Here is a 25,166-nt window from a genome sequence, read left to right as displayed (position 1 = left end):
GCTTTCAATACTTGAAGCCAACTCAAAATCAGGATTGTCGACACTTTTTAGTGTGAAGAAGGATATTTGGCCAGTTTTTTGCCGTCAAGGGTAAATTTTGTCAACACATACCAAGGAATGACTGACTATGCAGTCGACAGCAGTCAAAATTCTCTCTTCTGGTGGAATAAGGACGCCATCCGGTCCGACAGGGCCTAATGTTGCTTACTTAGGTATGAGCATGGCCGGAATAGTAGTCTTGAAATAACGATATGGGCATAATAGCGCCGCGCCGACTTGGTACAGGTTCAAAGAAATCCTGGCAGGCCAATCTATTCTTAGAGTGTCGGCAATAAAGAGTATTGATGTACGCCCCGTTTGCAGGTTGCCAAGCCGGCAATCTACACCGAATTCGAGAGCTTCGAGCAGAACAACATATATGCCTAAAAGTGTTATCAGGCGCTGGCTGCCAACTCCCGAACAGGTCCGATCCAACAACGGCCTGAAGTTTCTCGGTACTCTGCTGCACGACCCCAACCTTTTCCACCTGAACCGCCACTCGGTTTCCGTGGCTTTTGCGGTGGGTGTTTTTACCGCCTTTCTGCCGCTGCCCGGGCAGATGATTATCGCGGCGCTGCTGGCGCTGTGGTTTCGCTGCAACCTCCCTCTTTCTGTGGCCCTGGTGTGGATTAGCAACCCGGTCACCATGCCGGCGATTTTCTACAGCACCTACAAGCTGGGCGCCTGGATACTCGGCACACCGCCGGTGCAGTTCGAGATCGAACTCTCCTGGGAGTGGCTCACACAAGAAGTGGGGAGAATCTGGCTGCCGCTATTCTTCGGCTCACTGATTAGCGGTATCTTCTTTGCCACCATTGCCTACTTTGTTATGCAGGCCATCTGGCGCTGGCAAGTGGTCAAGCGCTGGAAGAGTCGTCTGGAACAACGCAAAGCACAGCTTGATCAACTCAATTAATTGATCACCCCACCCCCTCGCTGATATTGAAACGTCCTCAATTGGTATTTTTGTACCAAGTTGTAACTGTGCTTCTACGCTTCCCCTTAAAATGTATTGCGTGTGCACTCCCGCAACTTTTGGCGATGCTTGCGGCGACAAGCCATCAAGTTCTAGGCATTCCGCCACTCAACATAAACTCAAAACAATACAAGTATTTACGTGTTATTTGAAAAATAGAATTCAAATGTCTGCGAGCAAATTACACGGAAATTACAGCCTGAAAATGTTCCACTTTCAGATTGGATATGAGCTCAACTGGTCGACCAATTATTTCATTTTTTCTCGATTTTAATTGACGAGGAAGTTTTGTTTACGCAAACATAATTCTCGTTAAGCCGAGACAACAAAATAATTATTGGTTTAACCCTTATTACAATTAGCCACGTTCGTGGCTCCGCAGTTTGTAATAATTTCTTCAATCAATTCATAGTGCGGCACACTACTTTGTGGCAGATCTTACTGATCCTGCTCTGGGGTTTGCTGTGCGCTGTGAAAATAAAAATGTAAGGAATTATAGAATGAATGCGCGTAAATACTCGCCTCTCAAATGGATGGCAGCGCTGCTGATTGCTTCGCAATCCGCGGTGAGCTTTGCTGCTGATCCTGTGGGTGTTACTGCTTCTAGCGATGATGGCAATACCCCGAGCAATACAGTGGACAACGACTTGTCTACCCGCTGGTCCGCCCAGGGGAACGGCCAGTGGATTACCTACGACCTCGGCAGTAGCTACACGGTAGAAGCCCTCGAGATTGCCATGTACAAAGGCGATCAAAGGACCGCTACCCTCGACATCCAGACCTCTGCCGATGGTAGCAACTGGCAAACCGTTTTTTCCGGTAACCAGCCTGCCAGCACGAGTGCTCAACAAACCTTCGATGTGGCCGATTCCGAGGGGCAATATGTGCGGATTGTGGGATACGGCAACACATCCAACGACTGGAACAGCATTACCGAAGTCGACATCACTACCTCCACAGGCGGCTCCGGCGGACCGGTTGACCCCTGCCCTGCGTGTGTTCCAGCGGTTGTGGCTACAGCTAGCAGTGACGACGGCAATGGCCCGGAAAATGTGCTGGATGAAGACCTGAACACGCGCTGGTCCGCCAATGGCAGTGGCCAGTGGCTGCAGCTCGATCTGGGACAAAGCCAAGTGGTGGGCAGCGTGAATATCGCTTTCTACAAGGGCGACCAGCGCACCGCCTCGTTTGATATTCAAACTAGTGACGACGCCAGTAGCTGGGAGACGGTATTGTCTGGCGGCGTGAGCGGCGGCAGTTCAAACGCGCTGGAGAACTTCTCTCTGTTCGAGACCGAAGCCCGTTACGTACGCTACGTTGGCTATGGCAACAGCAGCAGCTCCTGGAACTCGCTCACCGAGATGAACGTCAGTGCCGACAACGGCAATTCCGACCCGATTGGTGGCGGCAGCAGCAGTAGTGGTGGCAGTAGTAGCGGCGGTAGCAGTGGTGGCTCTTCCAACTGTGAAACCTCCAGCACTTCAAACAGCGTCACCGTTGGTTGCCTGGACTACGGTACCGGCGGCACCCTGCCCATGGCGAACCTGAATCCGTCTGCCGACCCCGGCCAGAACTTCGATATGAGCATCTGGAAAATTACCTACCCGGACGCCAGCGAAGAGTTACCGCCACAAGTGAGCAACAATGAGTTCTACACCGACAGCTCTACTGGAGCAATGGTGTTCCAGTGTCCGAATAACGGCGGCTCTACGTCGAACTCTTCGTACTCTCGCACTGAGTTACGGGAAATGCTCAACCCGAGCTCCGGCACCACCAGCCTGGGTAATAACTGGGTTATTTCCACCGCATCCAGCTCGGACCAAAGTTCCGCCGCAGGTGTGGACGGCAACATGAAAGCCACGATTACCGTGGACCGTGTTTCCAACACCCACGACGCCGGTTCCGAATGGCGCGTAGGCCGGGTGATTGTTGGGCAAATTCATGCATCCAACGATGAGCCGGTAAAAATCTACTACCGCAAACTGCCGGGCCACACCAAAGGCTGGGTCTATATGGCCTACGAAGATTCCGATACGGAAATTTTCATTCCGCTGTTTGGTGACTCGGGTACCGATCAATACGGACTGACTTCTACCATCGAGCCGGTAGACGAAGGTATTGAGCTGGGTGAAAAGTGGGGTTACGAAATCGACGTGGTTGGCCGCGAGATGACGGTAACCGTTACCAAAGCCGACGGCACCTGGGCACGCCAGAAAATTTTCTGGGCGCAGGAGTACAACAGCGATTGGTTCTACTTTAAAGCCGGTGCCTACAACCAGAATAACGGCGGCGATAGCGGTGACTACGCGCAGGTTTCTTTCTACAACCTGGAAGTGACTCACGGCGGCGATACTGGCTCCAGTTCGAGCTCTGGCGGCGGCAGTTCCAGCAGCAGTTCGTCCAGCAGCAGCTCCTCCGGTGGCAGTTCGTCTGGTAGTTCTTCCGGTTCCACGACGGTGGCGTCTGACCTGATGGACAACTGCAACCAGTGGAAGATCACCTACCCGAATGGCGTGGAAGATAAGACGCTGTGTGGCGAGCCCAACAACGAGTACTTCTATCTCAATGATACCGGTGACGGCATGGTGTTTTACGCTCCGATCCGCAGCGACAACGGCACTACGCCTAACTCCAGCTATATTCGCTCGGAATTACGCGAGCGCGAGCCCGATGGCAGCGTGGATATTTACTGGACCACCACTGGTCAGCATACGATTTACGTTAACCAGGCCATTACTCATTTGCCGATGGTGAAAGACCACTTGGTTGCTACGCAGATTCACGGCAATAAAAGTGAGGGCATTGATGATGCACTGGTGCTGCGCCTGGAAGGCAGCCACCTGTTCCTCAGCTTTAACGGTGGGCAGCTGAGAAGCGACCTGACCATCAAGACGGACTACGTGCTGGGAACTCGCCACGAAGTGATGTTTGAAGTCATCGATGGCAAGCACTACGTGTACTACAGCGAAGACGGTAACCTGGCCAGTGCCTATGCATCAGGTACTGCGGACCAGTATCTGGTGCGGGACGGTTCCAATGACTTTGTTATGGACCGCAGCTACGGTGACGCTTACTTCAAGATCGGTAACTACACCCAGAGTAATGCGGAACGGGAAGGCGAATTCGCCGACCACCCCGATAACTATGGCGAAGTGGTTGTGTACGATTTCTGGATTAATCACCAGTAATTGACAGGCTTCCCCAGCGCCTGTGGCGTTGGGGAAGTTTTACTGCGGTTTTTTACTGATTTTTTTACTGAGGCTTCTTACTCAGAAGTATTACTCGTTGCGCAATGCAGCGGCCGGTTGCACCCGGCTGGCCTGGAAGGCCGGATAAAGCGTGGCGATCAGGCTGAGCAGGAAGCCTGCCCCAACCACCAAGGCGACATCACCCCACTGCAGTTCAGACGGCAAGTAATCCACCGGATAGACGTCGGACTTGAGGAACTGGATACCGAACAGTGATTCCAGACCCGCGACCGCATCGGTGACCGCCAACGAGCCGAGCACACCCAGTGCACCGCCCACCAAGACGCCGACCAACCCCACCAACGCGCCCTGGCTGACAAACGTCAGCAGAATCTCACGGGTACTCGCGCCCATGGTACGCAGAATGGCAATGTCGCCGTGCTTGTCGATCACCACCATGACCAGCGTGGAGACCACGTTGAAGGCCGCAATCGCGATAATCAGAAATACCAGCAAGCTCACCAGATTGCGGGACATCTGAATGGCCTGATACAAATTTCCGTGAGTGCCGGTCCAGTCGCTACCGTAATAGCCCTCTACCGGCAGTTGACGCAGCAGCTGTTGGAAGATGGCGAACGAACCCAGCATGTCTTCAACACGCATCTGCACGCCCGCACCACCGGCGCCACCGGCTAACGCTTTCGCCTGTTCCCAATCGACAATTGCCAGCGTGTGGTCCAGCGCGGTACCGGAATGGAAGATATCCACCACTTTAAAGCCCGCAAGCTGGGCGGCACTGCGCCCTCCCCCAATGCTGTTGCCGCTCTGCGGCACGATGACGGAGAGCTGTTCACCTACGTTGATCTCGAGTTTGTCGGCGATCCCCTTGCCGAGAATAATGCCGGCCTCTACCGGGTCGCTGGTCAGCGCGGCGAAACTTCCGGGCTGCAGGAAATCATCAATGGTAGAAACGTTGACGATGGTTTCCGGATTTACGCCCTGCACCAACAATGGCGTCACGTCTAAACCGTTTTTGGCAAGGCCATTCACCTGCCACACTTCGGCGGCAGCGGTGATGCCCGGTGCGGCCGCAATTTCGTCGCGCAACTCGGTCCAGTTGATATCGGGGTTGGCGTTGTACACGGTAGCGTGCGGCATGATGCCAAGAATCCGCTCACGCAATTCGCGGTCGAAGCCGTTCATTACCGACATCACGATAACCATCAGCGCAACGCCGAGGATCAGGCCGATCATGGAGAGGCCAGAGATAAACGACACCAGCCCGGCGGAGTCTTCATCACTGCGCTGGGCGCCGGCGTATCGCAGGCCAATAAACGCGGGTAAAGGTCTAAACATAGTGATTCCTAAGCAACCGCCACTTTATACGTGGTCGCCCTGTTGCCAGCCTTCCACCAACTGCCCGTCAATCAAATGCAGGCAGCGGTCGAGCGCGCCGGCGAGATCCGGATCGTGGGTAACAATCACAAAGCTGATTCCCATCTCGTCGTTGAGGCGGTCCATCAGTTTGTGGATTTCCTTTGCGGTAGCACGGTCCAGGTTACCGGTTGGCTCATCCATCAGCACACACGCCGGGCGTGCCACCAGAGCGCGAGCAATGGCCACACGCTGGCGTTCACCGCCGGACAACTGTGATGGCTTGTGATTAAGGCGCTCGCCCAAACCGACCGCCTGCAGCATTTCAGTTGCAGCCGCGCGCGCCTCGGCCACCGACTGTTTGCCAATCAGCAATGGCATGGCGACGTTTTCCAGCGCGTTGAATTCATTCAGGAGGTGGTGAAACTGATACACAAAACCCAGGCTGGAATTGCGCAGCCAGCCGCGCTCATTGGCGTTGAGCGCGCCCAGGTTTTTGCCACCAACCCAAACCTCGCCGGATGTGGGTGTATCGAGCCCGCCGAGCAGGTTAAGTAGCGTCGACTTACCAGAACCAGATGCACCGACAATTGCCAGGCGCTCACCTTTCGGCACCTGCAACTCCACGTTGCGCAATACGTTCAGCTCATTGGCACCCTGACGGTAGGATTTGTTGAGCTGGTGGCAGGCAAGTACCACTTCCTCAGCGGTATGCGGGTGCGACTCTTCCGGATGTATTTCCACTTGGCTATTCATTTTTACCGGTTCCGTTTGGCAGATGCAGAAAGTGCACCTGCCGGATGAAAAACTGAAAACTCTATTTATGGTTCAAGCTATCGATCGAGCTATTAATACCGCGCATTTGTGAGCGGCCTATTCAAATTTACTTATTCGTAGCGCAGCGCTTCTGCCGGCTCAATCTGCGCTGCCCGCCACGCCGGGAACAGCGTCGCCAGCAGGCTCATAATAATTGCCGCGCTCAACACCATCACCGCATCGCCGGTGCGGAATTCCGAGGGCAGGAAGCTGACAAAAAATACCCGCGGATCGAAAATCTGGGCGCCCACAATCTGCTCGATCCACGAAACCAAATCGGTCAGGTTCAATGCGATCAGCGTTCCCAGCAAACCGCCGACAAGCGCACCGATAATGCCGATGGCACTGCCCTGCACCACGAACACGGTCATAATCTGCCGCGAGGTAAGCCCGAGGGTACGCAGTACTGCGATGTCCGAACGTTTGTCGGCAACCATCAGCACCAGTGCGGAAACAATATTGAATGCGGCTACCGCGACGATGATCATCAGCATCAGGGTAACCACAGTTTTTTCCATCTTCACCGCCTGGAACAGGCTGCCCTGGGAGTGGCTCCAGTCCTCACCGGAAAAACCGTCGCCGAGGGCACTGGCGTAACCCTCTACGCGCCCGAGGGCATTGTTCATGTCGTCGAACTTCAGCTGCAGGCCCTGCACTTTGCCGGGCATACGCAGCAGGCGCGCGGCATCGTCGAGATGCATCAACGCCATGTTCTGGTCGACCTGCGCACCCACGGAGAAGACGCCGGCCACGGTAAAGCGTTTGGTGCGGGGGAAGATGCCAGCGGGGGTGATCACCACTTCCGGCAGGGTGAGAATGACACTGTCGCCGGGAATTACGCCCAGCTGGCGGGCGAGAATGCGCCCGAGCACGATGTTGTAGCTACGGGATTCAAGCGCATCCAGGCTACCCATCATCATGTGCTCGCCAACCGCGGAGACCTCACGCAGGGCTTTTGGGTCTACCCCCTGGAACTCCACACCCTGGGACTGGTTGTTTGCCCCGAGCAAAGCAAAGCCGCGCACGAAGGGGCTGGCCGCCTGAACATGCGGCTGCTGCTTGAGCTGTTCCGCCACCGCGGGCCACTCCTGCAGGCCGTCTTCCTGCACCACAAAACCGTGGGGCACGACAGACAGGATGCGAGTTTTCAGCTCGCGATCGAAGCCGTTCATTACCGAAGTAACCACGATCAACGCCAATACCCCCAACGCCATTCCCAGCAGGGAGAAGCCATTGATAAAGGAGATGAACTGCTGACGCCGGCGGGCGGCCACGTAACGAAGGCCAATATAGAGGGGGACGGGTTTTATCATGAGGGTGATTTAAGCGGAAAAACGCCAAGAAATCCAAGTATTTACGCGCATATTGCCCCTGTTTGAGGGGCTGCGCATTACACGCTTAGACGGCGAAGCTCAGCGAGGATTCCATTTCAGCAATTGTTTATTTAGTTTCTCAAGCTTGTCTTTGTCCCACCCCGGCGGCGCAATCAGCGCATGCCAAGCGCGAACATAGTCCGCCGGCGCATAGCTGTGACCAAAGCCCATGGGGGCAATCCCCGCGTGCATATCCATGGCGAGCTGCATCATGGTCACAATCGGGTACCAGTTGAGGTCCGGGGACACATCCCGGGCGCGCGGCTGTTTCATCCAGTCCGGCTCGCGGTACGCTGCAGCGGGGTCAAAGAACACAATTGGGTCACTGCCGTGTTGCAGGTACGCGATGCGAAACTTGCCCCACTCCGCCTTGCCGAGGTCGTAACCCTCGTAATGGTTACCGAAGCGCACCACCGCGCCCTCGCGGAACTGGGGCAGCCAGGCGGGAGAGCCCTCATCGCGCTCGGCGGTGACCATGCGCCAGGTATCGCTGCGGAACGGCGGCCCAGTCCACAGTGCGCCGTGAAAGGGGTCGTCGATGATGTCGTAGAAGTCGAACGAACGGTCGGAGTTCAGTGCGCCGAGGCTTAACCCGAACAGATACAACCGTGGCCGGCTCGCCTCGGGCAAGCCGCTCCAGTAGCGGTAGACCGCTTCAAACGCCGCCCGGGCCGTCTCGCGCCCGTAGGCGTCTTGGGTCATCAGGGCGATGGGGCTCGGCAGATAGGAGTACTGGGCTGCGACACTGGCGACATCCCCACCCAGCAGGTACTCAAGCGAGTTGATCGCCCCGGGGTCCACCCAGCCGGTGCCGGTGGGCGTAATCAGCAGCAGGTAGCTGCGCTCAAAACCCCCTACCCGTTTCAGCTCCTCCAGTGCGAGCTTGGCCCGCTGCTCTGGCGAATCCGCCGCATTCAGCCCTACATAGACACGGATCGGATCTTTGGCGGTACCGGTGACCTCGGCAATGTCTTTCGCCTTCGGGCGCAACGCGAGATAGCGCCGCCCCTGATGCCCCATGTCTTGCCAGCGCACCAGTGAATCCGGCCCGCCCGGGTCCAGCTTGCCGGTCGGCGCATCCATTTCCGGTGCCACGCGGGCATCCAAGCGCTGGTAGATGCGGTCCACTTGATGCAGTGCGGTGGTGAGGACCAGGTTATTGAACACCGCCCAGAACAAGGCAAAGGCACCACATAACGCCAGAATAGTGGCGATTCGACGGGGAACGCGCCTTTGAAACTTGGTGGAGAGGAAGCCGAATAGCCGCTTGAACAGCTTGGCGATTGCCAAAAATAGCGCGAACAACAGGACCGCCACGATGGCGATCACGAAGGGCCGTACAGTGGGGGCAACCTCGAGTCCCATCAACTCGCGTACGGTATTCTGCCAGTGGGCAGCGCGCCACAAGAAACCGAGTGCCAGCAACACACAAAGCCCGCCAATCACCCAGTGCAGAAGGCTGCGCGTGCGCTTGGATAGTGAAGGTAACTCCAGAAAGCGCCACAGCCAGGTCAGGAACACGCCCACGCCATAACCCGCCGCCAGCGCCGCGCCCGATATTACGCCCTGGGTAATCCCCTCTCTAGGTATCAGCGAGGGTGTCAGCGACAACGCGAAAAATGTCGTGCCGAGCAGCAGACCACCTGTAGAGAGAAAGTGCGGGATCCGCATCCGTGACTGTCCGGTTATCCTTGATCAAGAATTAGCCTAGCACACGGGCGGTAAATTGCGCCGACTGCGCCGCCGATCTTGAGTGTTGTAGCTGTGATAACCGGGGAAGCGACTGAGGGCTGCAGGAAAGAAAGCGGGCACGAAAAAGCATGAAGAATAATGTGAAGAAAGCCGCGTGTTGCGGCACAATATCTGGTTTAATTCATAACAATTCAAATAAGTAGAGCGGAGAGCCCAACATGTTCTCAACCACCAATATGCAAAACCTGATGCGCAACGTGTGCTTCGCCGGCTTGGCGGGAGCAGCAGTCCTTAGCGCCGCATTCACCCAGGCTGAGACCGTTGAGGTGCCTGTGGGCGAACAGGGCTACGTGGCAGAAGCCGGCCAATTGCGCGGCAAGAAGCAGGAACAGGTCACCCAAGAGATGGGCGAACCAATCAATATTCAGGGGCCTGTGGGCGAGCCAGCCATCACCCGTTGGGAGTACGCGGACTTTTTCGTCTACTTCGAGCACGACGTTGTGCTGCACACCGTGGCCAAAAAACACGGTAGCTAAGCCAGCGGTTATGGCCCCGGTGGTTACGCCGAGGCCTCAATAAGCAGGCATAAAAAAACGCGCTCACGTTACGTCAGCGCGTTTTTTTTGTGCCCGCAAACGGCGGCCAAGCTGGTTAGTAGAGGAATGTCGCTGTGCCTGTGGCAATCAACTCTTCTTTCTCATTGCGCAGTTCCATGCGCGTCACCACCAGTTTGTTGCCGACCCGCAAAACGGAACCCTCGCAGATAAACTCTTCCCCGCGACCAGGCTTGAGATAATCCACGCGCATATCCACGGTACCGAGCCGCATCAAACGCTGGACCTTTTCATCCCAGTCGATCGCCCCGCCCATGCGCTGATACGCGGCTACCATCGCAGTAAAACCGCCCACGGTGTCCAGCGCCGTGGCGATCACACCACCGTGCAGAATATTCTGGAAGTGGTTGCCGATCAGCTCGGGCTTGGTGACAAATCTTCCGGAAAGGGTCTGCTCAACAAAATTAAAATCATGCAGAGCGAGACCAATTTCGCGCACGAAAGGCACCTGTTCAAAGATGCCTTCTACCAGATTTCGAAACTCCGCGGGGGATGGTTCCGTCACAGTCGCATTACTCGATTAAGTCCGTCCAGGGCGGCACTGCGATAGGCTTCTGCCATGGTTGGATAGTTAAACGTGGTATTCACGAAGAAATCGATGCTGTTGTTCGGTGCCGGCTGCTTCATGATCGCCTGACCGATGTGCACGATTTCCGCGGCTTCTGCACCAAAGCAATGGATACCCAGAATCTCATGGGTTTCGATATGGAACAGGATCTTCAGCATGCCCACGCGCTCACCAGAAATCTGCGCACGGGCGGTGTGTTTGAACAGTGCACGCCCTACTTCGTAAGGCACCTTGGCATTGGTCAGCTCGGATTCGGTCTTACCGACAGATGAAATTTCCGGCAGCGTATAAATACCGGTTGGGGCATCTTCAATAACCCGGTGGCCGCGGCCAACTACCGCCGCCGCAACCGCCCTACCCTGGTCGTACGAAGCTGATGCCAGGCTTGGCCAGCCGATTACGTCACCAACCGCGAAGATGTTATCGACCGCGGTGCAGTAGTGCTCATCCACGGAAAGCTGGCCGCGGTGATTGGCTTCCAGACCGATACTTTCCAGGCCAAGACCCGCAGTATTACCGGAACGGCCGTTACACCACAGCAGCGCATCGGCAGAAATTCTCTTGCCGGATTGCATTTCCATCACGACACCGCGGTTACTACCGGTAACCTTGGCGTACTCTTCGCGGTGACGCACGGTGACGCCCATATCGCGCAGGTGATAGCTCAACGCATCGGAGATTTCATCGTCGAGGAATTCTAGCAGGTGCTCACGGCTGTTAATCAGGTCAACCTTAACGCCCAGCCCGGCAAAAATAGACGCGTACTCACAACCAATTACACCGGCACCGTAAATGATGATCGCCTGCGGGGTGTGTTCCATATCCAGGATGGTATCGCTGTCATAGATACGCGGATGAGCGAAGTCAACGTCCGCGGGGCGGTACGGACGCGAGCCCGTGGCAACCACAAATTTCTCGGACGTGATGATTTCCTTGGCACCATCGGCCAGTTGCACTTCCACGCGATTCTCGTCCAGAAACTTGGCTTCACCATTAATTAGGTCGACACGGTTACGCGCGTAACAGCTGGTGTGCATCTCTACCTGATAGTTGATGACCTTGTTTACAGTACGCATAACCTGCGGAAAGGTCAGTCGACGCGGCTCACCCAGGGCCCGAAAAACACTCTGCGTGTTGTAACGCATCAACTGTTTTACCGAGTGACGCAAGGCTTTGGAGGGAATGGTACCTTTGTGGGTACAGTTACCACCCACCGCTGAACGGCGCTCAATCACTGCGGAGCGCAGGCCCTTTTTGGCCGCGCTCATGGCCGCCGCTTCACCGGCGGGGCCAGAACCAATTACAACCAGATCGTACTTAGAATCTGCCATTGAAATACTTTCTTAGCTTTTGCTTAATATTTTTTGTGTATGCGAGGGCCATGGCGGAACACTAGCCCCCTTCTCCATCCGATAACGCGTCAGATCGCCTTACTTCTGATCGCTCTTGCTGGTAGCGTCATAAGCGAGGTCTGCAGCAGCGGTCTTGTTCAGCGCTGCCTGGCGCTGACGTTCCTGCTCTTTTTCACACTCGTCGTCATCGCCACCACAGATATCGCAATTTTCTTTCATGCCGATATTGTTCAGGCCACCACAGGAACCTTTGAGTGGTTTGTTTTGTACGATGGCACCCAGCGCCATACCGGTAATAACCAAAGCCACAACGACGAACGCGAGAATATAAATAGTCACGGTTACCTCTCCTGACTCTCAAGATAGGGCGCGAACGCACTACTGGCACGCTCTTCAAACCCAGAATCTGTTTTTACCAACAGAAAGACTGCAAGTTGCAGCTCTTCTGCCAATTTTAACCCAGCTTCAGCACCCATCACATTGAGTGCCGTGGCGTAGCCGTCTGCTAATGCACTGGTATCCGCAATCACGGTCACCGAGGCCAAATGGTGCTCGACCGGGCGTCCAGTGCGCGGGTCCAGCGTGTGCGAATACCGCTTGCCGTCCCGCTCGTAGTAATTTCGGTAGTCACCAGAGGTCGCAATACCTTTGCCACTTACCGCAATTGGCTGCTGTACGACCTGACCGGCCGTTGGCCGCTCGATACCGATACGCCAGGTATTGCCAGCGGGGTTAACGCCGGCGGTGCGCAATTCGCCACCCACTTCCACGAGGAAATTGTGAATACCCTCTTGGACCAGCAGATCCGCCACGCGATCCACACCGTGCCCTTTGGCAATGGCTGATAGGTCAATCTGTACCGGGCGACTTATGGTCAGTACCTGACCATCCAGTTGCAAAGCATCCGAGCCTATTTTCTCACGCAATGCGTCAATTTGCTCGGCTTCAGGCACCGCCTCTGGTTCTGGGCTTGGCCCAAACCCCCACAGGTTGACCAGTGGTCCAACGGTGACATCGAAGGCTCCGCCGCTGTTGCGGTAGATTTCCAGCGCGTCGCGAATCACCAGTGCGAGATTCTTCGACAGCGCAATAGGTTCTGCCACGGGCCCGGCATTAACCTGCATCAGTTCCGAATCGGGAATGTAGGTGGACATTTCCTGATTCACTGCTGCGAGCTCTGCATCCACTGCCGACTGCAATTCTGCCTGGTTCATCCCATCCGGCACATCCACCACAGTGATGTTGTAGAAGGTACCCATGGTGGGGCCAGAAAATTTCCAGACCGTTTTCTCCTCTGCGCAACCTGCAAGCGCAAGGAGCACAAACAAAAACAGGGCCGAATACATCGGCCCTGTTTTTGTGGAGGTGTTATTCCATCCAATCATGCTGGATTAACCACCGAAGTCGTCGAGCAGGATGTTTTCATCCTCTACGCCCAGGTTCTTCAGCATGTTAATCACTGCCGCGTTCATCATGGGCGGCCCACACATGTAGTACTCACAGTCTTCCGGCGCCGGGTGGTCCTTCAGGTAGTTTTCATACACGACGTTGTGGATGAAGCCTGTGTAGCCTTCCCAGTTGTCTTCCGGCTGCGGGTCGGACAGAGCGATATGCCATTTGAAGTTATCGAACTCATCCTGCAGACCGTTGTAGTCGTCCTCGTAGAACATCTCACGCAGCGAACGCGCGCCGTACCAGAAGCTGATTTTACGGCTGGAATGCAGACGCTTCAGCTGGTCGAAGATGTGAGAACGCATCGGCGCCATACCGGCACCACCACCGATGAAGACCATTTCGTTGTCGGTATCTCTGGCAAAGAACTCGCCGAAAGGACCGTACACACGCATCTTGTCACCTGGCTTCAGGTTAAAGACGTAGGAAGACATCTGGCCCGGCGGAATACCTTCGGTACGCGGCGGCGGAGTAGCGATACGGATGTTGAACTTAACAACACCCTTCTCTTCCGGGTAGTTCGCCATGGAGTAGGCGCGAACCACTGGCTCGGTTACCTTGGACTCCAGGTTAAAGAAGCCGAAGTGCTTCCAGTCACCGCGGTACTCTTCTTCGATATCAAAATCAGAGAACTTCACGTGGTGGGGCGGCGCTTCCAGCTGTACGTAACCACCTGCGCGGAAGTCGACGTTTTCACCTTCCGGCAGCTTCAGGGTCAGCTCTTTAATAAAAGTTGCCACGTTCGGGTTGGATTCAACAGTGCACTCCCACTGCTTCACACCAAACACTTCTTCCGGCACTTCAATTTTCATGTCCTGCTTAACCGCAACCTGACAGGAAAGGCGCTTGCCTTCCTTCGCTTCACGCGGAGTGAAGTGTGCAGCTTCGGTCGGCAGCATATCGCCGCCACCCTCGTTCACAGTACAAATACACTGTGCACAGGAACCACCGCCACCACAGGCGGAGGCCAGGAACAGGTTGTTGGCTGCAAGGGTCTGCAGCAGCTTGCCACCGGCAGGAACGGTGAGAGTTTTCTCACCGTTTACCAGAATGTTGACGTCACCGGTGTTCACCAGACGTGAGCGCGCAACCAGGATGATGGCTACCAGTGCGATCACGATGACGGTGAACATGCCAACGCCGAAATAGATATCCGTTAATTCCATGTTATTCAACCTCCCCGCTTAGATGTCGATGCCGCCGAAGGACATGAAGCCCAGCGACATGAGACCAACGGTAATGAAGGTGATACCCAGGCCTTTCAGGCCGTCCGGTACGTCGCTGTACTTCATGCGCTCGCGGATACCCGCCAGAGCTGCAATCGCCAGCGCCCAACCAAGACCAGCACCGAAGCCGTAGGCAACACTTTCACCAAAATTGTATTCGCGCTCCACCATGAACAGAGACGCACCCATGATGGCGCAGTTCACGGTAATCAGCGGCAGGAATACACCCAGGGCGTTGTACAGCGCCGGTACATACTTATCCAGGAACATTTCCAGGATCTGAACCAGTGCTGCAATTACGCCGATGTAAGACAGCAGACCGAGGAAACTCAGGTCTACATTCGGATAGCCGGCCCAGGCCAGCGCACCGTCTTTCAGCAGGTAGGTGTAAATCAGGTTATTCACCGGAACGGTGATGGTCAGTACTACGATTACCGCAACACCGAGGCCAATCGCCGCTTCAACCTTCTTGGATACCGCGAGGAAGGTACACATCCCCAGGAAGAAGGCCAACGCCATGTTTTCTACGAAAACGGCGCGGATGATGAGAGAAATAAAATGTTCCATCGATCAGGCCTCCTGTTGCGCCAAAGGCATTTTGGAATTCGGCGCAATCTTGAACTCATCTTCTTCTACCTGCTCTGGCTTCCAGGCACGGATCGCCCAGATAAACAGACCAATCAGGAAGAAGGCACTCGGCGGCAGCAGCAGCATGCCATTCGGTACGTACCAGCCACCGTTGTTCACGGTTTGCAGGATTTCAACACCGAACAGTTTGCCCGCGCCAAAGAGTTCACGGATGAATGCCAGACCAATCAGAATCACGCTGTAACCCAGACCGTTACCAACACCGTCGAAGAAGCTGTCCTTCGGACCGTGCTTCATGGCGAAGGCTTCGGCGCGGCCCATTACGATACAGTTGGTGATAATCAGACCAACGAATACCGAGAGCTGCTTGGAGATATCGTAGGCGTACGCCTTCAATACCTGGTCAACCAGAATTACCAGAGAGGCAATCACGGTCATCTGTACGATGATCCGGATGCTGTTCGGGATCTGCTTACGGATCAGTGACACGGCGGTGTTCGAGAAGGCCACAACAGTGGTCAACGCAACACACATTACCAGAGTCACTTGCAGCGAGCTGGTTACCGCCAGTGCGGAACAGATGCCAAGGATCTGTAGCGTAATGGGGTTATTTTTGAAAATCGGGTCCAGCAGAGTGTCTTTCAACTTGGTGCTCATGCTTATGCCTCCCCTGCTTTCAGGTGTTTCAGGAAGGGACCGAAACCGTCATTGCCAAGCCAGAACTTGACCAGGTTGTCGACGCCTTTGCTGGTCAGAGTCGCACCTGACAGGCCGTCCACTTCGTGGATAGCTTGCGGGCTGTTCTGATCAACACTGCCTTTGATTACGGAAATATCTACGCTGCCATCGGCGTCGTACACTTCCTTACCTTCCCACTGAGACTTCCAGCGCGGATTGTCTACTTCACCACCCAGTCCAGGAGTTTCCTTGTGCTCGTAGAAGCCCAGACCGGCAACGGTGTTGAGGTCTTTTTCCAGAGCCAGGAAGCCGTAGAGCTGCCCCCACAGGCCATAGCCACGAACCGGCAGGATGATACGTTCCATCTCGCCACCCTCTTCCACCAGATACACCTCTTTGATGTTCTCGCGGCGAATGATTTTGGCGATGTCCTGATCGGCCGGCAGTTTTTCACTGGCGCTCGGGACTTTCGCTGCAGCACGGCCACTACCACCGGCCGGAGCCTCGTCAGTGAACTTGCCAGTGCGCAGGTCTACGTACTTGATGGTTACGTTGCCGAAGGCTTCTTCGATCGCTTTGCGGCTGGTCTGATCAGCAGTGATCAGGCCACCAGCCAGCAACACGTTCTTTTTCATATCCAGCTCGGCATTGGCCTTCTGCGTGGGCTTGAGCATTACTGCCGCGGTGGAAACCACCACGGAACAGACAATACACAGTACCAGCGCGACCAGCAGAGTACCTTTTACAGAATCTTTATTAGCCACGTGCCAACCTCCGCTTGATATGGGACTGCACAACGAAGTGGTCAAACAGCGGTGCGAACAGGTTCGCGAACAGAATGGCCAACATGATGCCTTCTGGGAACGCCGGGTTCACAACACGAATCAGAACGGTCATCACACCGATCAGAATGCCGTACCACCAGCGACCAACATTGGTCATTGCCGCGGACACAGGGTCGGTGGTCATGAACATCAGACCAAACGCGAAGCCACCAACAACCAGGTGCCAGTACCAGGGTACATTGAAGAAGGCATTGGTCTCGGAGCCGATCATGTTGAACATGAGGGACGTGGCCATCATGCCCAGCAGAGTACCGGCAACGATACGCCAGCTGGCAATGCGCATGCTAAGCAGAATGGCGCCGGCAATAAAGATAACGAAAGTGGAGGTTTCACCAATGGAACCGTGCATGTTGCCGAAGAAGGCATCCCACCAGGTCAGAGGGCCGGCAGCGGCGTTGATCACGCCGTTCTGCACGCCTTCGCTCGCCAGTACAGACAGTGCGGTTGCGCCGGTGTAGCCGTCTACTGCGGTCCACACACTGTCACCGGACATGGAGGCCGGGTAAGCGAAGTACAAGAATGCACGACCGCTCAGTGCGGGGTTGAGGAAGTTTTTACCGGTACCACCGAAGACTTCCTTACCAATTACCACACCGAAGCTGATACCCATGGCAACCATCCACAGAGGCAGGTCGGGCGGACAGGTCAGCGCGAACAGGATGGAGGTAACGAAGAAGCCTTCGTTCACTTCATGGCCACGTACCGCAGCGAACAGCACTTCCCAGATACCGCCAATGATAAACGTCGTCAGGTAAATCGGCAGGAAGTACATTGCACCGTAGACAAAGTTGTCCCAGATGCTTGCAGCGTTGTAGCTGGTAAGCGCACCAATAATCGCATGGCGCCAACCTTCGAATTCAGTCGCACCAGTGTTAGCGATAATGGTGTTGGACTGATAACCAATGTTCCACATACCGAAGAAAGCCGCCAACATGGCACAGGCCCAAACGGTAATCATGATGCGCTTCAGGTCGATGCCGTCGCGTACATGTGCAGTGGTCTTGGTACGATCAGCCGGCTGGAACAAGCCAGTATCAATGGCTTCGTACAGCGCGTAGAACTTTTCATACTTACCGCCCTTATGGAAGTGCGGCTCGATGGAGTCTAAAAATTTACGCATCATCTCTTAGCCCTCCTTCTCAATGCGGGTCAGATTGTCCCGCAGGATGGGGCCAAACTCATATTTGCCCGGGCACACGAAGGTACACAGGGCCAGATCTTCTTCGTCCAGTTCCAGGGCACCCAGCTGCTGAGCTACCTGGGTATCACCCACGATCAGCGAACGCAGAAGCTGAGTCGGCAGGACGTTCAGCGGCATAACACGCTCGTAAACACCGATCGGCACCATGGCACGCTCGGAGCCGTTGGCACTGGTGGTGAAGTTGAACAGTTTGTTCTTCAGGAAGTTGCTGACGTAGATCGGCAGCACAGAGAAGCGGTTCGCACCAGGAGTGAAGTAGTGCAGCATCGGGCGCTCACGGCCCTCTTCCAGCACGCTCACCTGGTTGTGGTAGCGGCCCAGGTAACCCAGCGTTCCGTTCGCGGTGCGACCACCGAATACGGAACCGGAGATTACGCGGTTGTCAGCACCTTCGGTTTCACCGGCGACCAGCGCTGTCAGATCTGCGCCCAAGCGGGTACGCAGAAGACGCGGCTTGGTTACGCGCGGGCCACCCAGAGCAATAACGCGATCGGTGAACAGCTTGCCGGTTTCGAACAGCTTGCCGACTGCGATCACGTCCTGATAGCCGATGGTCCAAACCTGGCGACCGGGCTTCACCGGGTGCAGGAAGTGGATGTGGGTACCAGACAGACCAGCAGGGTGCGGGCCAGCAAAGGCTTCACGCTGAACAGTGGCAACGCTCGGTACCGGGATATCGGCATCCGGAGCGGTACAGACGAAGGTCTTGTCTGCCAGCTTGGACAGGATTTCAACACCCTGTGCAAACGCTTCACGCTGCTCGGCAATCACCACAACCGGATCGGCTGCCAGCGGATTGGTATCCATCGCGTTAATGAAGAGTGCAGAAGGCTCGGCGTCCAGAGCTGGCACCTTGCTGAACGGACGGGTGCGCAGCGCAGTCCACAGACCGGACTGAACCAGGTTCTCACGAACCTGTTCAGAGGTCAGGCTGGACAGCTGGTCAGCACTGTAGCTCGCAAATTGCTCGGCTTCGTCGCCTTCTACTTCAATCACTACGGATTGCAGTACACGACGCACGCCACGGTTAACCGCGACGACGCGGCCCGCAGCCGGAGCGGTATAGCGTACACCGTCCGTCTTTTTGTCAGTGAACAGCAATTGTCCGAGTTTGACGCTATCCCCTTCCGCAACTGCCATGGTGGGCTTCATCCCGTTGTAATCGGGACCAACCACCGCAACAGTCTTGGCTGCAGGGCCATCGTGGATGACCTGCTCGGGCGCGCCGGATATGGGTAAATCCAATCCCCGACGGATCTTTCTCATACGCCTGTGCCTAAGTTCTAAGTTGGTAGATTTAGTAGGTTTTAAAATTTTCTGGGCCTTTTGAGCCCTAAGTAAGAAGAAACCTTTGCGCGGGGGCTTAGGCCAATTTGAGCCTGACACAAGCCTCGAGGTGAACTCTGTAAAGAGTAGCTACTAATCAGCAGCCTTAAGCCCGGCGGACATCGCCGGTCGGCACCACAGGTAAATGAAGAAATGACTCAGAGTCCGGGAGCAACGCACTGCTATTGCCTTCGCAACCCGCAGTCTTTGCGTTAATTTCCCGGCACACGGCAGCCCCGCAAAATCGCGCGCATTATAAGGATCGTACAGGGTGTTTACCAGAGCAGATGGGGTCAAATAGCCCCAAGATGAGGAAATTTTTGCTGAAAAAACAAAGACTTTAGTTGGAGGCGCCACCGCCGGCCATTGCAACCGGGGTGGCGCGGGATCAATCTGGTCAACCAGTGATCACGCAGATCAATCCCTCTGACTAAGGCGTCGAGATCAGTCCTTCTTTGGGAACAGCTCGTAACGCACGCCAGCCATATCCTCCAGACAGCGCACTACCTGACAGCTGTAGCCGAACTCATTGTCGTACCAGCAGTAGAGCACCGCATTGTCGTCTTCAACAATAGTGGCGGTAGAGTCAAACACACAGGCGCGACGGGAGCCGACGAAATCGCTGGAAACCACTTCCGGGGAGTTAGTGAAGTCGATCTGCTGACGCAGCGGCGAGTGCAGCGCCACATCGCGCAGGTACTCATTCAACTCTTCCTTGGTGGTCTCTTTGCCCAGACGCAGGTTCAGAATGGCCATGGACACATTCGGGGTCGGTACGCGGATCGCGTTACCGGTCAGCTTGCCCTTCAATTCCGGCAGCGCCTTGGATACCGCTTTGGCGGCACCAGTCTCGGTCAACACCATGTTGAGCGCGGCAGAACGGCCACGGCGCTCACCCTTGTGGTAGTTATCGATCAGATTCTGGTCGTTGGTGTAGGCGTGTACGGTTTCTACGTGACCGTGCTCAACACCGAAGTTGTCCATCATCGCCTTCAGTACCGGCACGATGGCGTTGGTGGTACAGGAAGCCGCAGACAGGATCTTGTCTTCCGGCTTGATGTCGTCGTTGTTGATGCCGTAAACGATGTTCTTGAGGTCGCCTTTGCCCGGCGCGGTCAGCAGTACCTTGGAGGCACCCTTGCACTCCAGGTGCTGGGACAGGCCCGCTTCGTCACGCCACACGCCGGTGCTATCGACGATCAGGGCGTTGTTGATGCCGTGCTCGGTGTAATCCACTTCCTCTGGGGAGTTCGCGTAGATAACCTTTACTTCGTTGCCGTTGCAGATCAGCGTGCTGGTCTCTTCGTCTACACGAATGGTGCCGTTGAAGGCGCCGTGCACGGAATCGCGGCGCAACAGGGAGGCGCGCTTGACGAGGTCGTTATCCGCCTTGCCTTTACGCAGTACGATCGCACGCAGGCGCAGCACATCGCCACTGCCCGCCTTTTCGATCAGCAGGCGCGCTACCAAGCGACCAATACGGCCGAAACCGTAGATCACCACATCCTGAGACTCAGGCAGCGGCTTGCGGGCGCCAGAGGCGTCGGAAAGCTCATCGCGCACGAAGTCTTCAATAGACAGGCCGCGCTCGTCGCGCATGTATTTGTTGGTGAGAGTGCCCAGGTCGATATGCACCGGGCCCAGGTCGAGTTTGCAGATTGCCTCGAGAACTGGATAGGTCTCAAACTCAGACAGCTCGTTTTCCTCAACCTGACGCACAAAACGATGCGCCTTCATAATGGTGAGAACGGAGCGGTTCACCAGGTTCTTGCCGTACATATAAATGCCGACATTACTTTCCCGGTTGAGCTTGCCAATCATCGGAATCATGGATTCCGCCAGCGCTTCACGCGCTTTCCAGTCCTTGAAAAAGTCAGCGGGCTTCGGTCGCTTCTGAGTCACAGTCAGACACCTCTGCAAAGGGTAAATTTGGGTCTTGCCCTGGCCGGAGTACAAGCTGCTTAATTTGGGCCATGTGAATGTTAAGAATGGCTCAAAATCTTGCCTCCAACCGGAAGGCGGGCGAATTATGTGTATTCAAATCTGGCCGCGCAACCGAGCAAAAAATGGCCTAAAAACTGTAGTTAAACTACATTCTGGAAACGGAAAAAACGGCTTTTTTCTCGGCGTAACCGCCCCGCCTGAATGCCACCACCGCACACCCAAAAAACACCGACCTGCAACCTCGGCTGTTCACCGCTACAATACGTGCCCTCCAAGGCCGAGACCGGTCAGAAAGCACGGAATTATAAGGAAAGATGAGTCAGCTCCCCCCTTTGTCCCCGCCCGCATTTCGCAGCCAGAATGACCGCCAATTCTGGGGGCAGCTACACGGCGCCAGCGCAGCCCTCGCCATCCTGAAGGCCGCTGAGTCGAGCTCAGCGCCAACCCTGCTGATCGCCCGCAACAGCCAGGAAGCACACCAACTTGAGGTGCAGCTGAAATTTTTTAACAAGCCGCGGCGAGATGGGGCAGACGGCGACACCCTTCAGAGGAGGGATGGCGCACTGGAGATTTTCCAGTTCCCGGACTGGGAAATTCTGCCCTACGACACCTTCTCACCTCACCAGGACATCATCTCAGATCGACTGGCCACCTTGTACCAGTTACCCCAGATGGGCAGCGGCATTGTCATTGTGCCGGTGAGCACGCTGCTGCACCGGTTGGCACCGAAGGATTATGTTGCAGGCAACGCACTGGTATTGAAGGAAGGACAGAAGTTCGACCTGAACGCGCAACGCAAACTGCTCGAGCAAGCCGGATACCACTGTGTTGATACCGTATATGAACACGGTGAATTCGCCGTGCGCGGCTCGCTGATGGACATCTTTCCAATGGGCAGCAACCTGCCCTACCGCATCGATCTGTTTGACGACGAAATTGAATCCCTGCGCACCTTCGACCCGGAAGACCAGCGCACCGTGGACAAAGTGGAGCAAATTCACCTGCTCCCCGCGCGCGAATTCCCGATGCACAAACTGGCATTGGCGAAGTTTCTTGAGCGCTGGCATGGGCAATTTGATTGCGATCCAGGCCCCGTATCCATCTACCAGGACATCAGTGCCGGCATTGCCCCCGCCGGTATCGAATACTACCTACCGCTGTTCTTTGATGAGTGTGCAAGCCTGTTCGACTACTTGCCAGAACGCAGCCAGGTGTTTATCCAGGGCGACCTCAAGCAGCCGGTGGAGTCCTTCTGGCGCGAAGCGGAAAACCGCTTTGAGAGCCGCCGCGGCGACCTGACCCGGCCGATTCTGGAACCGAGCAAAGTATTGCTCAACGTGGACGAGTTTTACGGGGCATTGAAGCACCTGCCGCGCGCCTTCTTTTCCAACGAATCCCTCCCGGAAGCGGAAGGCAATTACAACTTCGCGACCGGTACCCCCCCAAACCTGCCGGTCGATGGCAAATCCGAGCAGCCACTGAAAGCTCTCGAAGCCTATTTAATGGAGTACAAAGGCCGCGTGCTGTTTTGTGCAGAAAGCGGTGGCCGACGCGAGGCATTGCTGGAACTGCTCAGCGGGATTCGCCTGAAGCCGAAGACGCTCAATTGCTGGCAGGACTTTGTCGACGGTGAAGATCAAATCGCAATCACCGTATCCCCTATCGACCAGGGCCTGATTCTTGAGGACCCGCAACTCAACCTGATCGCAGAACCGCAATTGTTTGGTGACCGGGTACTGCAGCAGCGCAGACGCCGCAAGGCCAAAGAGGAAGCGGACAACGCGGTAAAAAATCTGGCGGAGCTGCGTATCAACGCACCGGTTGTGCATATCGATCACGGGGTCGGCCGCTATAAAGGCCTGCAGAGCCTCGATATCGATGGCCAGCCCGCAGAGTTTCTTACCCTAGAATATGGTGATGGCGCCAAGCTGTATGTTCCGGTGGCCAGCCTGCACCTGATTAGCCGCTATTCCGGTGCCGACGAGGAACTCGCGCCACTGCACAAACTGGGCAGTGAGACCTGGCAAAAAGCCAAGCGCAAGGCCGCAGAAAAAGTCCGTGATGCAGCGGCAGAACTACTCGACATCTATGCACGGCGCGAGGCCCGTGTGGGGCATGCGTTTGGCGACCCGGGACTCGCGTATCGCGAATTCACCGCCGGCTTCCCGTTTGAGGAGACCCCGGATCAGCAACTCGCCATTGAAGCCGTGGTGGGAGACATGCTGTCCGACAAGCCCATGGACCGGCTGGTGTGCGGCGATGTGGGCTTCGGTAAAACCGAAGTGGCCATGCGTGCAGCTTTCGTTGCCGCACACGGTGGAAAACAGGTTGCCATGCTGGTGCCCACCACACTGCTGGCGCAGCAGCACTTTCAGTCGCTGCAGGACCGCTTCGCCGACTGGCCTATTTCTATCGAGGTGATTTCTCGCTTCCGCAGCAACAAGGAAGTGGAGGCGATCAAGCAGCGTATCACCGAAGGGAAAGTCGATATCCTTGTGGGCACCCACAAGCTACTGCAAAGCGACCTCAAGTTTAAAAACCTGGGGCTGCTGATCATCGATGAAGAACACCGCTTCGGAGTCCGCCAGAAAGAAAAACTCAAGAGCCTGCGCTCCGAAGTAGATATCCTCAACCTCACCGCTACCCCAATTCCACGGACATTGAATATGGCCATGGCGGGCATTCGCGACCTATCCGTAATTGCCACACCACCGGCGCGCCGCCTCTCGGTAAAAACCTTTGTCCGCGAGCGGGACGACGCGCTGATCAAAGAAGCGATTTTGCGCGAGATTCTGCGCGGTGGTCAGGTCTATTTCCTGCACAACGAAGTGAAGAGTATTGAGCGCATCGCACGGGAAATTCAGGAGATGGTGCCTGAGGCCCGCATCGGTATTGGCCACGGCCAGATGCGCGAGCGCGAGCTCGAGCAGGTGATGAGCGATTTCTACCACAAGCGCTTCAATGTACTGGTGTGTACCACCATCATTGAGACCGGTATCGACGTTCCCAGCGCCAACACCATTCTGATCGAGCGCGCCGACAAATTTGGCCTCGCGCAGCTGCATCAGCTGCGTGGCCGTGTAGGCCGCTCCCACCATCAGGCCTATGCCTACCTGTTGACCCCGAACAAACGGGCAATGACCGGCGACGCGGTCAAACGACTCGAGGCGATCAGCGAAGCCCAGGACCTGGGAGCGGGCTTTACCCTTGCCACGCACGACCTGGAGATCCGCGGTGCCGGTGAACTGCTGGGCGAAGAGCAAAGCGGGCAGATACAGAGCGTTGGCTTCAACCTATATATGGAAATGCTGGACCATGCGGTCAAGGCCATTCGCGAGGGGCGCACCCCGAACATCGACGAGCCACTGGAGTCCCCTGCGGTCGACGTCAACCTGCGGGTACCGGCATTGATTCCGGAGGACTACCTGCCGGACGTACACAGCCGCCTAATCATGTACAAACGCATCGCCAATGCGGAAGACAAAAACGCCCTCAAAGAGTTGCAGGTAGAGATGATCGATAGGTTCGGGTTGTTCCCTGAGCCGCTGAAGCACCTGTTCCGCATCACCGAGATCAAACTCAATGCCAACCAGATGGGTATCCGCAAACTGGAAGCCTCTGCCAGTCGCGGACGCATTGAGTTTGCCGAGAACGCGAAGGTGGACCCACTGACACTGGTGAAACTGGTGCAGAGCCGCCCGACCACCTTCCAGCTGCAGGGCGCAAACCACCTGAACTTCGCGCTCGACGAAAGCGGCCCGGAGCAGCGCCTGCAACAGGTCAACGACGTACTGCAACAGCTGTCGCAATAGCGGCAGATGACGCAGATCCGGGCCGCAAAGGGTGCTAAGATGGCCGAAATATCCGCCAGCCAAAAGCAATGTTCAGGATTGCCGGGCTGGCGGGCCGGCACC

Annotated in this window: 19 protein-coding genes; 4 read left to right on the top strand and 15 right to left on the bottom strand. The window is 55.9% G+C overall.

Going from position 1 to position 25,166, the window contains the following annotated elements; translation table 11 throughout:
* The first annotated feature begins 418 nt into the window (after window positions 1-418).
* Together Mag101_RS07810 and Mag101_RS18130 are read left to right on the top strand one after the other, a co-directional pair.
* A complete protein-coding gene (locus tag Mag101_RS07810) occupies window positions 419-955 on the top strand; it encodes a DUF2062 domain-containing protein (protein ID WP_077403129.1) in 537 nt (178 codons plus the stop codon).
* Window positions 956-1,515: 560 nt separating this feature from the next.
* The gene (locus tag Mag101_RS18130) at window positions 1,516-4,203 is read left to right on the top strand and encodes a polysaccharide lyase family 7 protein (protein ID WP_269466564.1); all 2,688 of its coding nucleotides are present in this window, start codon (window positions 1,516-1,518) and stop codon (window positions 4,201-4,203) included.
* 90 nt (window positions 4,204-4,293) lie between these two features.
* Here Mag101_RS18130 and Mag101_RS07790 read toward each other — a convergent pair whose 3' ends face one another.
* From Mag101_RS07790 to Mag101_RS07775, 4 genes are all read right to left on the bottom strand, one after another.
* A complete protein-coding gene (locus Mag101_RS07790) occupies window positions 4,294-5,559 on the bottom strand; it encodes a lipoprotein-releasing ABC transporter permease subunit (protein WP_077403126.1) in 1,266 nt (421 codons plus the stop codon).
* A 24-nt stretch (window positions 5,560-5,583) separates the two neighbouring features.
* Window positions 5,584-6,333 (bottom strand): lipoprotein-releasing ABC transporter ATP-binding protein LolD, encoded by a 750-nt coding sequence (gene lolD, locus Mag101_RS07785; RefSeq protein WP_077403124.1) that lies wholly within the window; start codon window positions 6,331-6,333, stop codon window positions 5,584-5,586.
* Between the two features lie 131 nt (window positions 6,334-6,464).
* Window positions 6,465-7,706 carry a lipoprotein-releasing ABC transporter permease subunit gene (locus Mag101_RS07780; RefSeq protein ID WP_077403121.1) on the bottom strand — a complete coding sequence of 414 codons (1,242 nt, stop codon included), beginning with the start codon at window positions 7,704-7,706 and terminating at the stop codon, window positions 6,465-6,467.
* Window positions 7,707-7,805: 99 nt separating this feature from the next.
* The gene (locus Mag101_RS07775; RefSeq protein WP_077403119.1) at window positions 7,806-9,437 is read right to left on the bottom strand and encodes an alpha/beta hydrolase; all 1,632 of its coding nucleotides are present in this window, start codon (window positions 9,435-9,437) and stop codon (window positions 7,806-7,808) included.
* Window positions 9,438-9,676: 239 nt separating this feature from the next.
* On the opposite strand from Mag101_RS07775, the gene Mag101_RS07770 reads away from it, so the two are divergent.
* Window positions 9,677-9,994 carry a hypothetical protein gene (locus Mag101_RS07770; protein ID WP_077403116.1) on the top strand — a complete coding sequence of 106 codons (318 nt, stop codon included), beginning with the start codon at window positions 9,677-9,679 and terminating at the stop codon, window positions 9,992-9,994.
* A 115-nt stretch (window positions 9,995-10,109) separates the two neighbouring features.
* On the opposite strand, the gene Mag101_RS07765 is transcribed toward Mag101_RS07770, so the two are convergent.
* The 11 genes from Mag101_RS07765 to Mag101_RS07715 all read right to left on the bottom strand — a co-directional run bounded on the left by Mag101_RS07765 (window position 10,110) and on the right by Mag101_RS07715 (window position 21,216).
* Window positions 10,110-10,577 (bottom strand): thioesterase family protein, encoded by a 468-nt coding sequence (locus Mag101_RS07765; protein WP_077403113.1) that lies wholly within the window; start codon window positions 10,575-10,577, stop codon window positions 10,110-10,112.
* On the bottom strand, window positions 10,574-11,971 hold the full coding sequence (gene sthA, locus Mag101_RS07760) for a Si-specific NAD(P)(+) transhydrogenase (protein ID WP_077403110.1): 1,398 nt from the start codon (window positions 11,969-11,971) through the stop codon (window positions 10,574-10,576). The genes Mag101_RS07765 and sthA overlap by 4 nt, the downstream gene beginning before the upstream one ends.
* Before the next feature lie 99 nt (window positions 11,972-12,070).
* Window positions 12,071-12,331: a (Na+)-NQR maturation NqrM gene (gene nqrM / locus Mag101_RS07755; RefSeq protein ID WP_077403107.1), complete on the bottom strand. Its 261-nt coding sequence runs from the start codon at window positions 12,329-12,331 to the stop codon at window positions 12,071-12,073.
* A gap of 2 nt (window positions 12,332-12,333) precedes the next feature.
* A complete protein-coding gene (locus tag Mag101_RS07750) occupies window positions 12,334-13,377 on the bottom strand; it encodes an FAD:protein FMN transferase (RefSeq protein WP_232325177.1) in 1,044 nt (347 codons plus the stop codon).
* Between the two features lie 6 nt (window positions 13,378-13,383).
* Window positions 13,384-14,610 carry an NADH:ubiquinone reductase (Na(+)-transporting) subunit F gene (nqrF, locus tag Mag101_RS07745; RefSeq protein WP_077403101.1) on the bottom strand — a complete coding sequence of 409 codons (1,227 nt, stop codon included), beginning with the start codon at window positions 14,608-14,610 and terminating at the stop codon, window positions 13,384-13,386.
* Between the two features lie 18 nt (window positions 14,611-14,628).
* Entirely contained in the window at window positions 14,629-15,237 is a 609-nt protein-coding gene (gene nqrE, locus Mag101_RS07740) for an NADH:ubiquinone reductase (Na(+)-transporting) subunit E (RefSeq protein ID WP_077403098.1), read from the bottom strand.
* 3 nt (window positions 15,238-15,240) lie between these two features.
* Complete coding sequence (locus Mag101_RS07735) at window positions 15,241-15,915, bottom strand: NADH:ubiquinone reductase (Na(+)-transporting) subunit D (protein WP_077403095.1); 675 nt, start codon at window positions 15,913-15,915, stop codon at window positions 15,241-15,243.
* Between the two features lie 2 nt (window positions 15,916-15,917).
* A complete protein-coding gene (locus Mag101_RS07730) occupies window positions 15,918-16,700 on the bottom strand; it encodes a Na(+)-translocating NADH-quinone reductase subunit C (protein WP_077403092.1) in 783 nt (260 codons plus the stop codon).
* Window positions 16,693-17,904, bottom strand: coding sequence for an NADH:ubiquinone reductase (Na(+)-transporting) subunit B (locus tag Mag101_RS07725; RefSeq protein WP_077403089.1), 1,212 nt, complete (start codon window positions 17,902-17,904; stop codon window positions 16,693-16,695). The genes Mag101_RS07730 and Mag101_RS07725 overlap by 8 nt, the downstream gene beginning before the upstream one ends.
* A 3-nt stretch (window positions 17,905-17,907) precedes the next feature.
* Window positions 17,908-19,248 carry a Na(+)-translocating NADH-quinone reductase subunit A gene (locus tag Mag101_RS07720; RefSeq protein WP_077403086.1) on the bottom strand — a complete coding sequence of 447 codons (1,341 nt, stop codon included), beginning with the start codon at window positions 19,246-19,248 and terminating at the stop codon, window positions 17,908-17,910.
* 504 nt (window positions 19,249-19,752) lie between these two features.
* Entirely contained in the window at window positions 19,753-21,216 is a 1,464-nt protein-coding gene (locus Mag101_RS07715) for a glyceraldehyde-3-phosphate dehydrogenase (protein WP_077408143.1), read from the bottom strand.
* A 350-nt stretch (window positions 21,217-21,566) separates the two neighbouring features.
* Here Mag101_RS07715 and mfd point away from each other — a divergent pair, with 350 nt between their 5' ends.
* A complete protein-coding gene (gene mfd / locus Mag101_RS07710) occupies window positions 21,567-25,064 on the top strand; it encodes a transcription-repair coupling factor (protein ID WP_077403084.1) in 3,498 nt (1,165 codons plus the stop codon).
* Window positions 25,065-25,166 lie beyond the last annotated feature (102 nt).

The organism is Microbulbifer agarilyticus (assembly GCF_001999945.1).
GTDB lineage: Bacteria > Pseudomonadota > Gammaproteobacteria > Pseudomonadales > Cellvibrionaceae > Microbulbifer > Microbulbifer agarilyticus_A.
Note: the sequence above shows the minus strand (reverse complement) of the source record. Positions and strands in the feature narration are given on the sequence as shown.

What these genes read in the sequence shown, in the direction of transcription:
- Mag101_RS07810 (WP_077403129.1), top strand. Translation starts at nt 419, where the DNA reads ATGCCTAAAAGTGTTATCAGGCGCTGGCTGCCAACTCCCGAACAGGTC.
- Mag101_RS07770 (WP_077403116.1), top strand. Translation starts at nt 9,677, where the DNA reads ATGTTCTCAACCACCAATATGCAAAACCTGATGCGCAACGTGTGCTTC.
- Mag101_RS07750 (WP_232325177.1), bottom strand. Translation starts at nt 13,377, where the DNA reads ATGATTGGATGGAATAACACCTCCACAAAAACAGGGCCGATGTATTCG.
- lolD (WP_077403124.1), bottom strand. Translation starts at nt 6,333, where the DNA reads ATGAATAGCCAAGTGGAAATACATCCGGAAGAGTCGCACCCGCATACC.
- nqrE (WP_077403098.1), bottom strand. Translation starts at nt 15,237, where the DNA reads ATGGAACATTTTATTTCTCTCATCATCCGCGCCGTTTTCGTAGAAAAC.
- Mag101_RS07790 (WP_077403126.1), bottom strand. Translation starts at nt 5,559, where the DNA reads ATGTTTAGACCTTTACCCGCGTTTATTGGCCTGCGATACGCCGGCGCC.
- nqrF (WP_077403101.1), bottom strand. Translation starts at nt 14,610, where the DNA reads ATGGAATTAACGGATATCTATTTCGGCGTTGGCATGTTCACCGTCATC.
- Mag101_RS07735 (WP_077403095.1), bottom strand. Translation starts at nt 15,915, where the DNA reads ATGAGCACCAAGTTGAAAGACACTCTGCTGGACCCGATTTTCAAAAAT.
- Mag101_RS07720 (WP_077403086.1), bottom strand. Translation starts at nt 19,248, where the DNA reads ATGAGAAAGATCCGTCGGGGATTGGATTTACCCATATCCGGCGCGCCC.
- mfd (WP_077403084.1), top strand. Translation starts at nt 21,567, where the DNA reads ATGAGTCAGCTCCCCCCTTTGTCCCCGCCCGCATTTCGCAGCCAGAAT.
- Mag101_RS18130 (WP_269466564.1), top strand. Translation starts at nt 1,516, where the DNA reads ATGAATGCGCGTAAATACTCGCCTCTCAAATGGATGGCAGCGCTGCTG.
- Mag101_RS07780 (WP_077403121.1), bottom strand. Translation starts at nt 7,706, where the DNA reads ATGATAAAACCCGTCCCCCTCTATATTGGCCTTCGTTACGTGGCCGCC.
- Mag101_RS07725 (WP_077403089.1), bottom strand. Translation starts at nt 17,904, where the DNA reads ATGATGCGTAAATTTTTAGACTCCATCGAGCCGCACTTCCATAAGGGC.
- sthA (WP_077403110.1), bottom strand. Translation starts at nt 11,971, where the DNA reads ATGGCAGATTCTAAGTACGATCTGGTTGTAATTGGTTCTGGCCCCGCC.
- Mag101_RS07775 (WP_077403119.1), bottom strand. Translation starts at nt 9,437, where the DNA reads ATGCGGATCCCGCACTTTCTCTCTACAGGTGGTCTGCTGCTCGGCACG.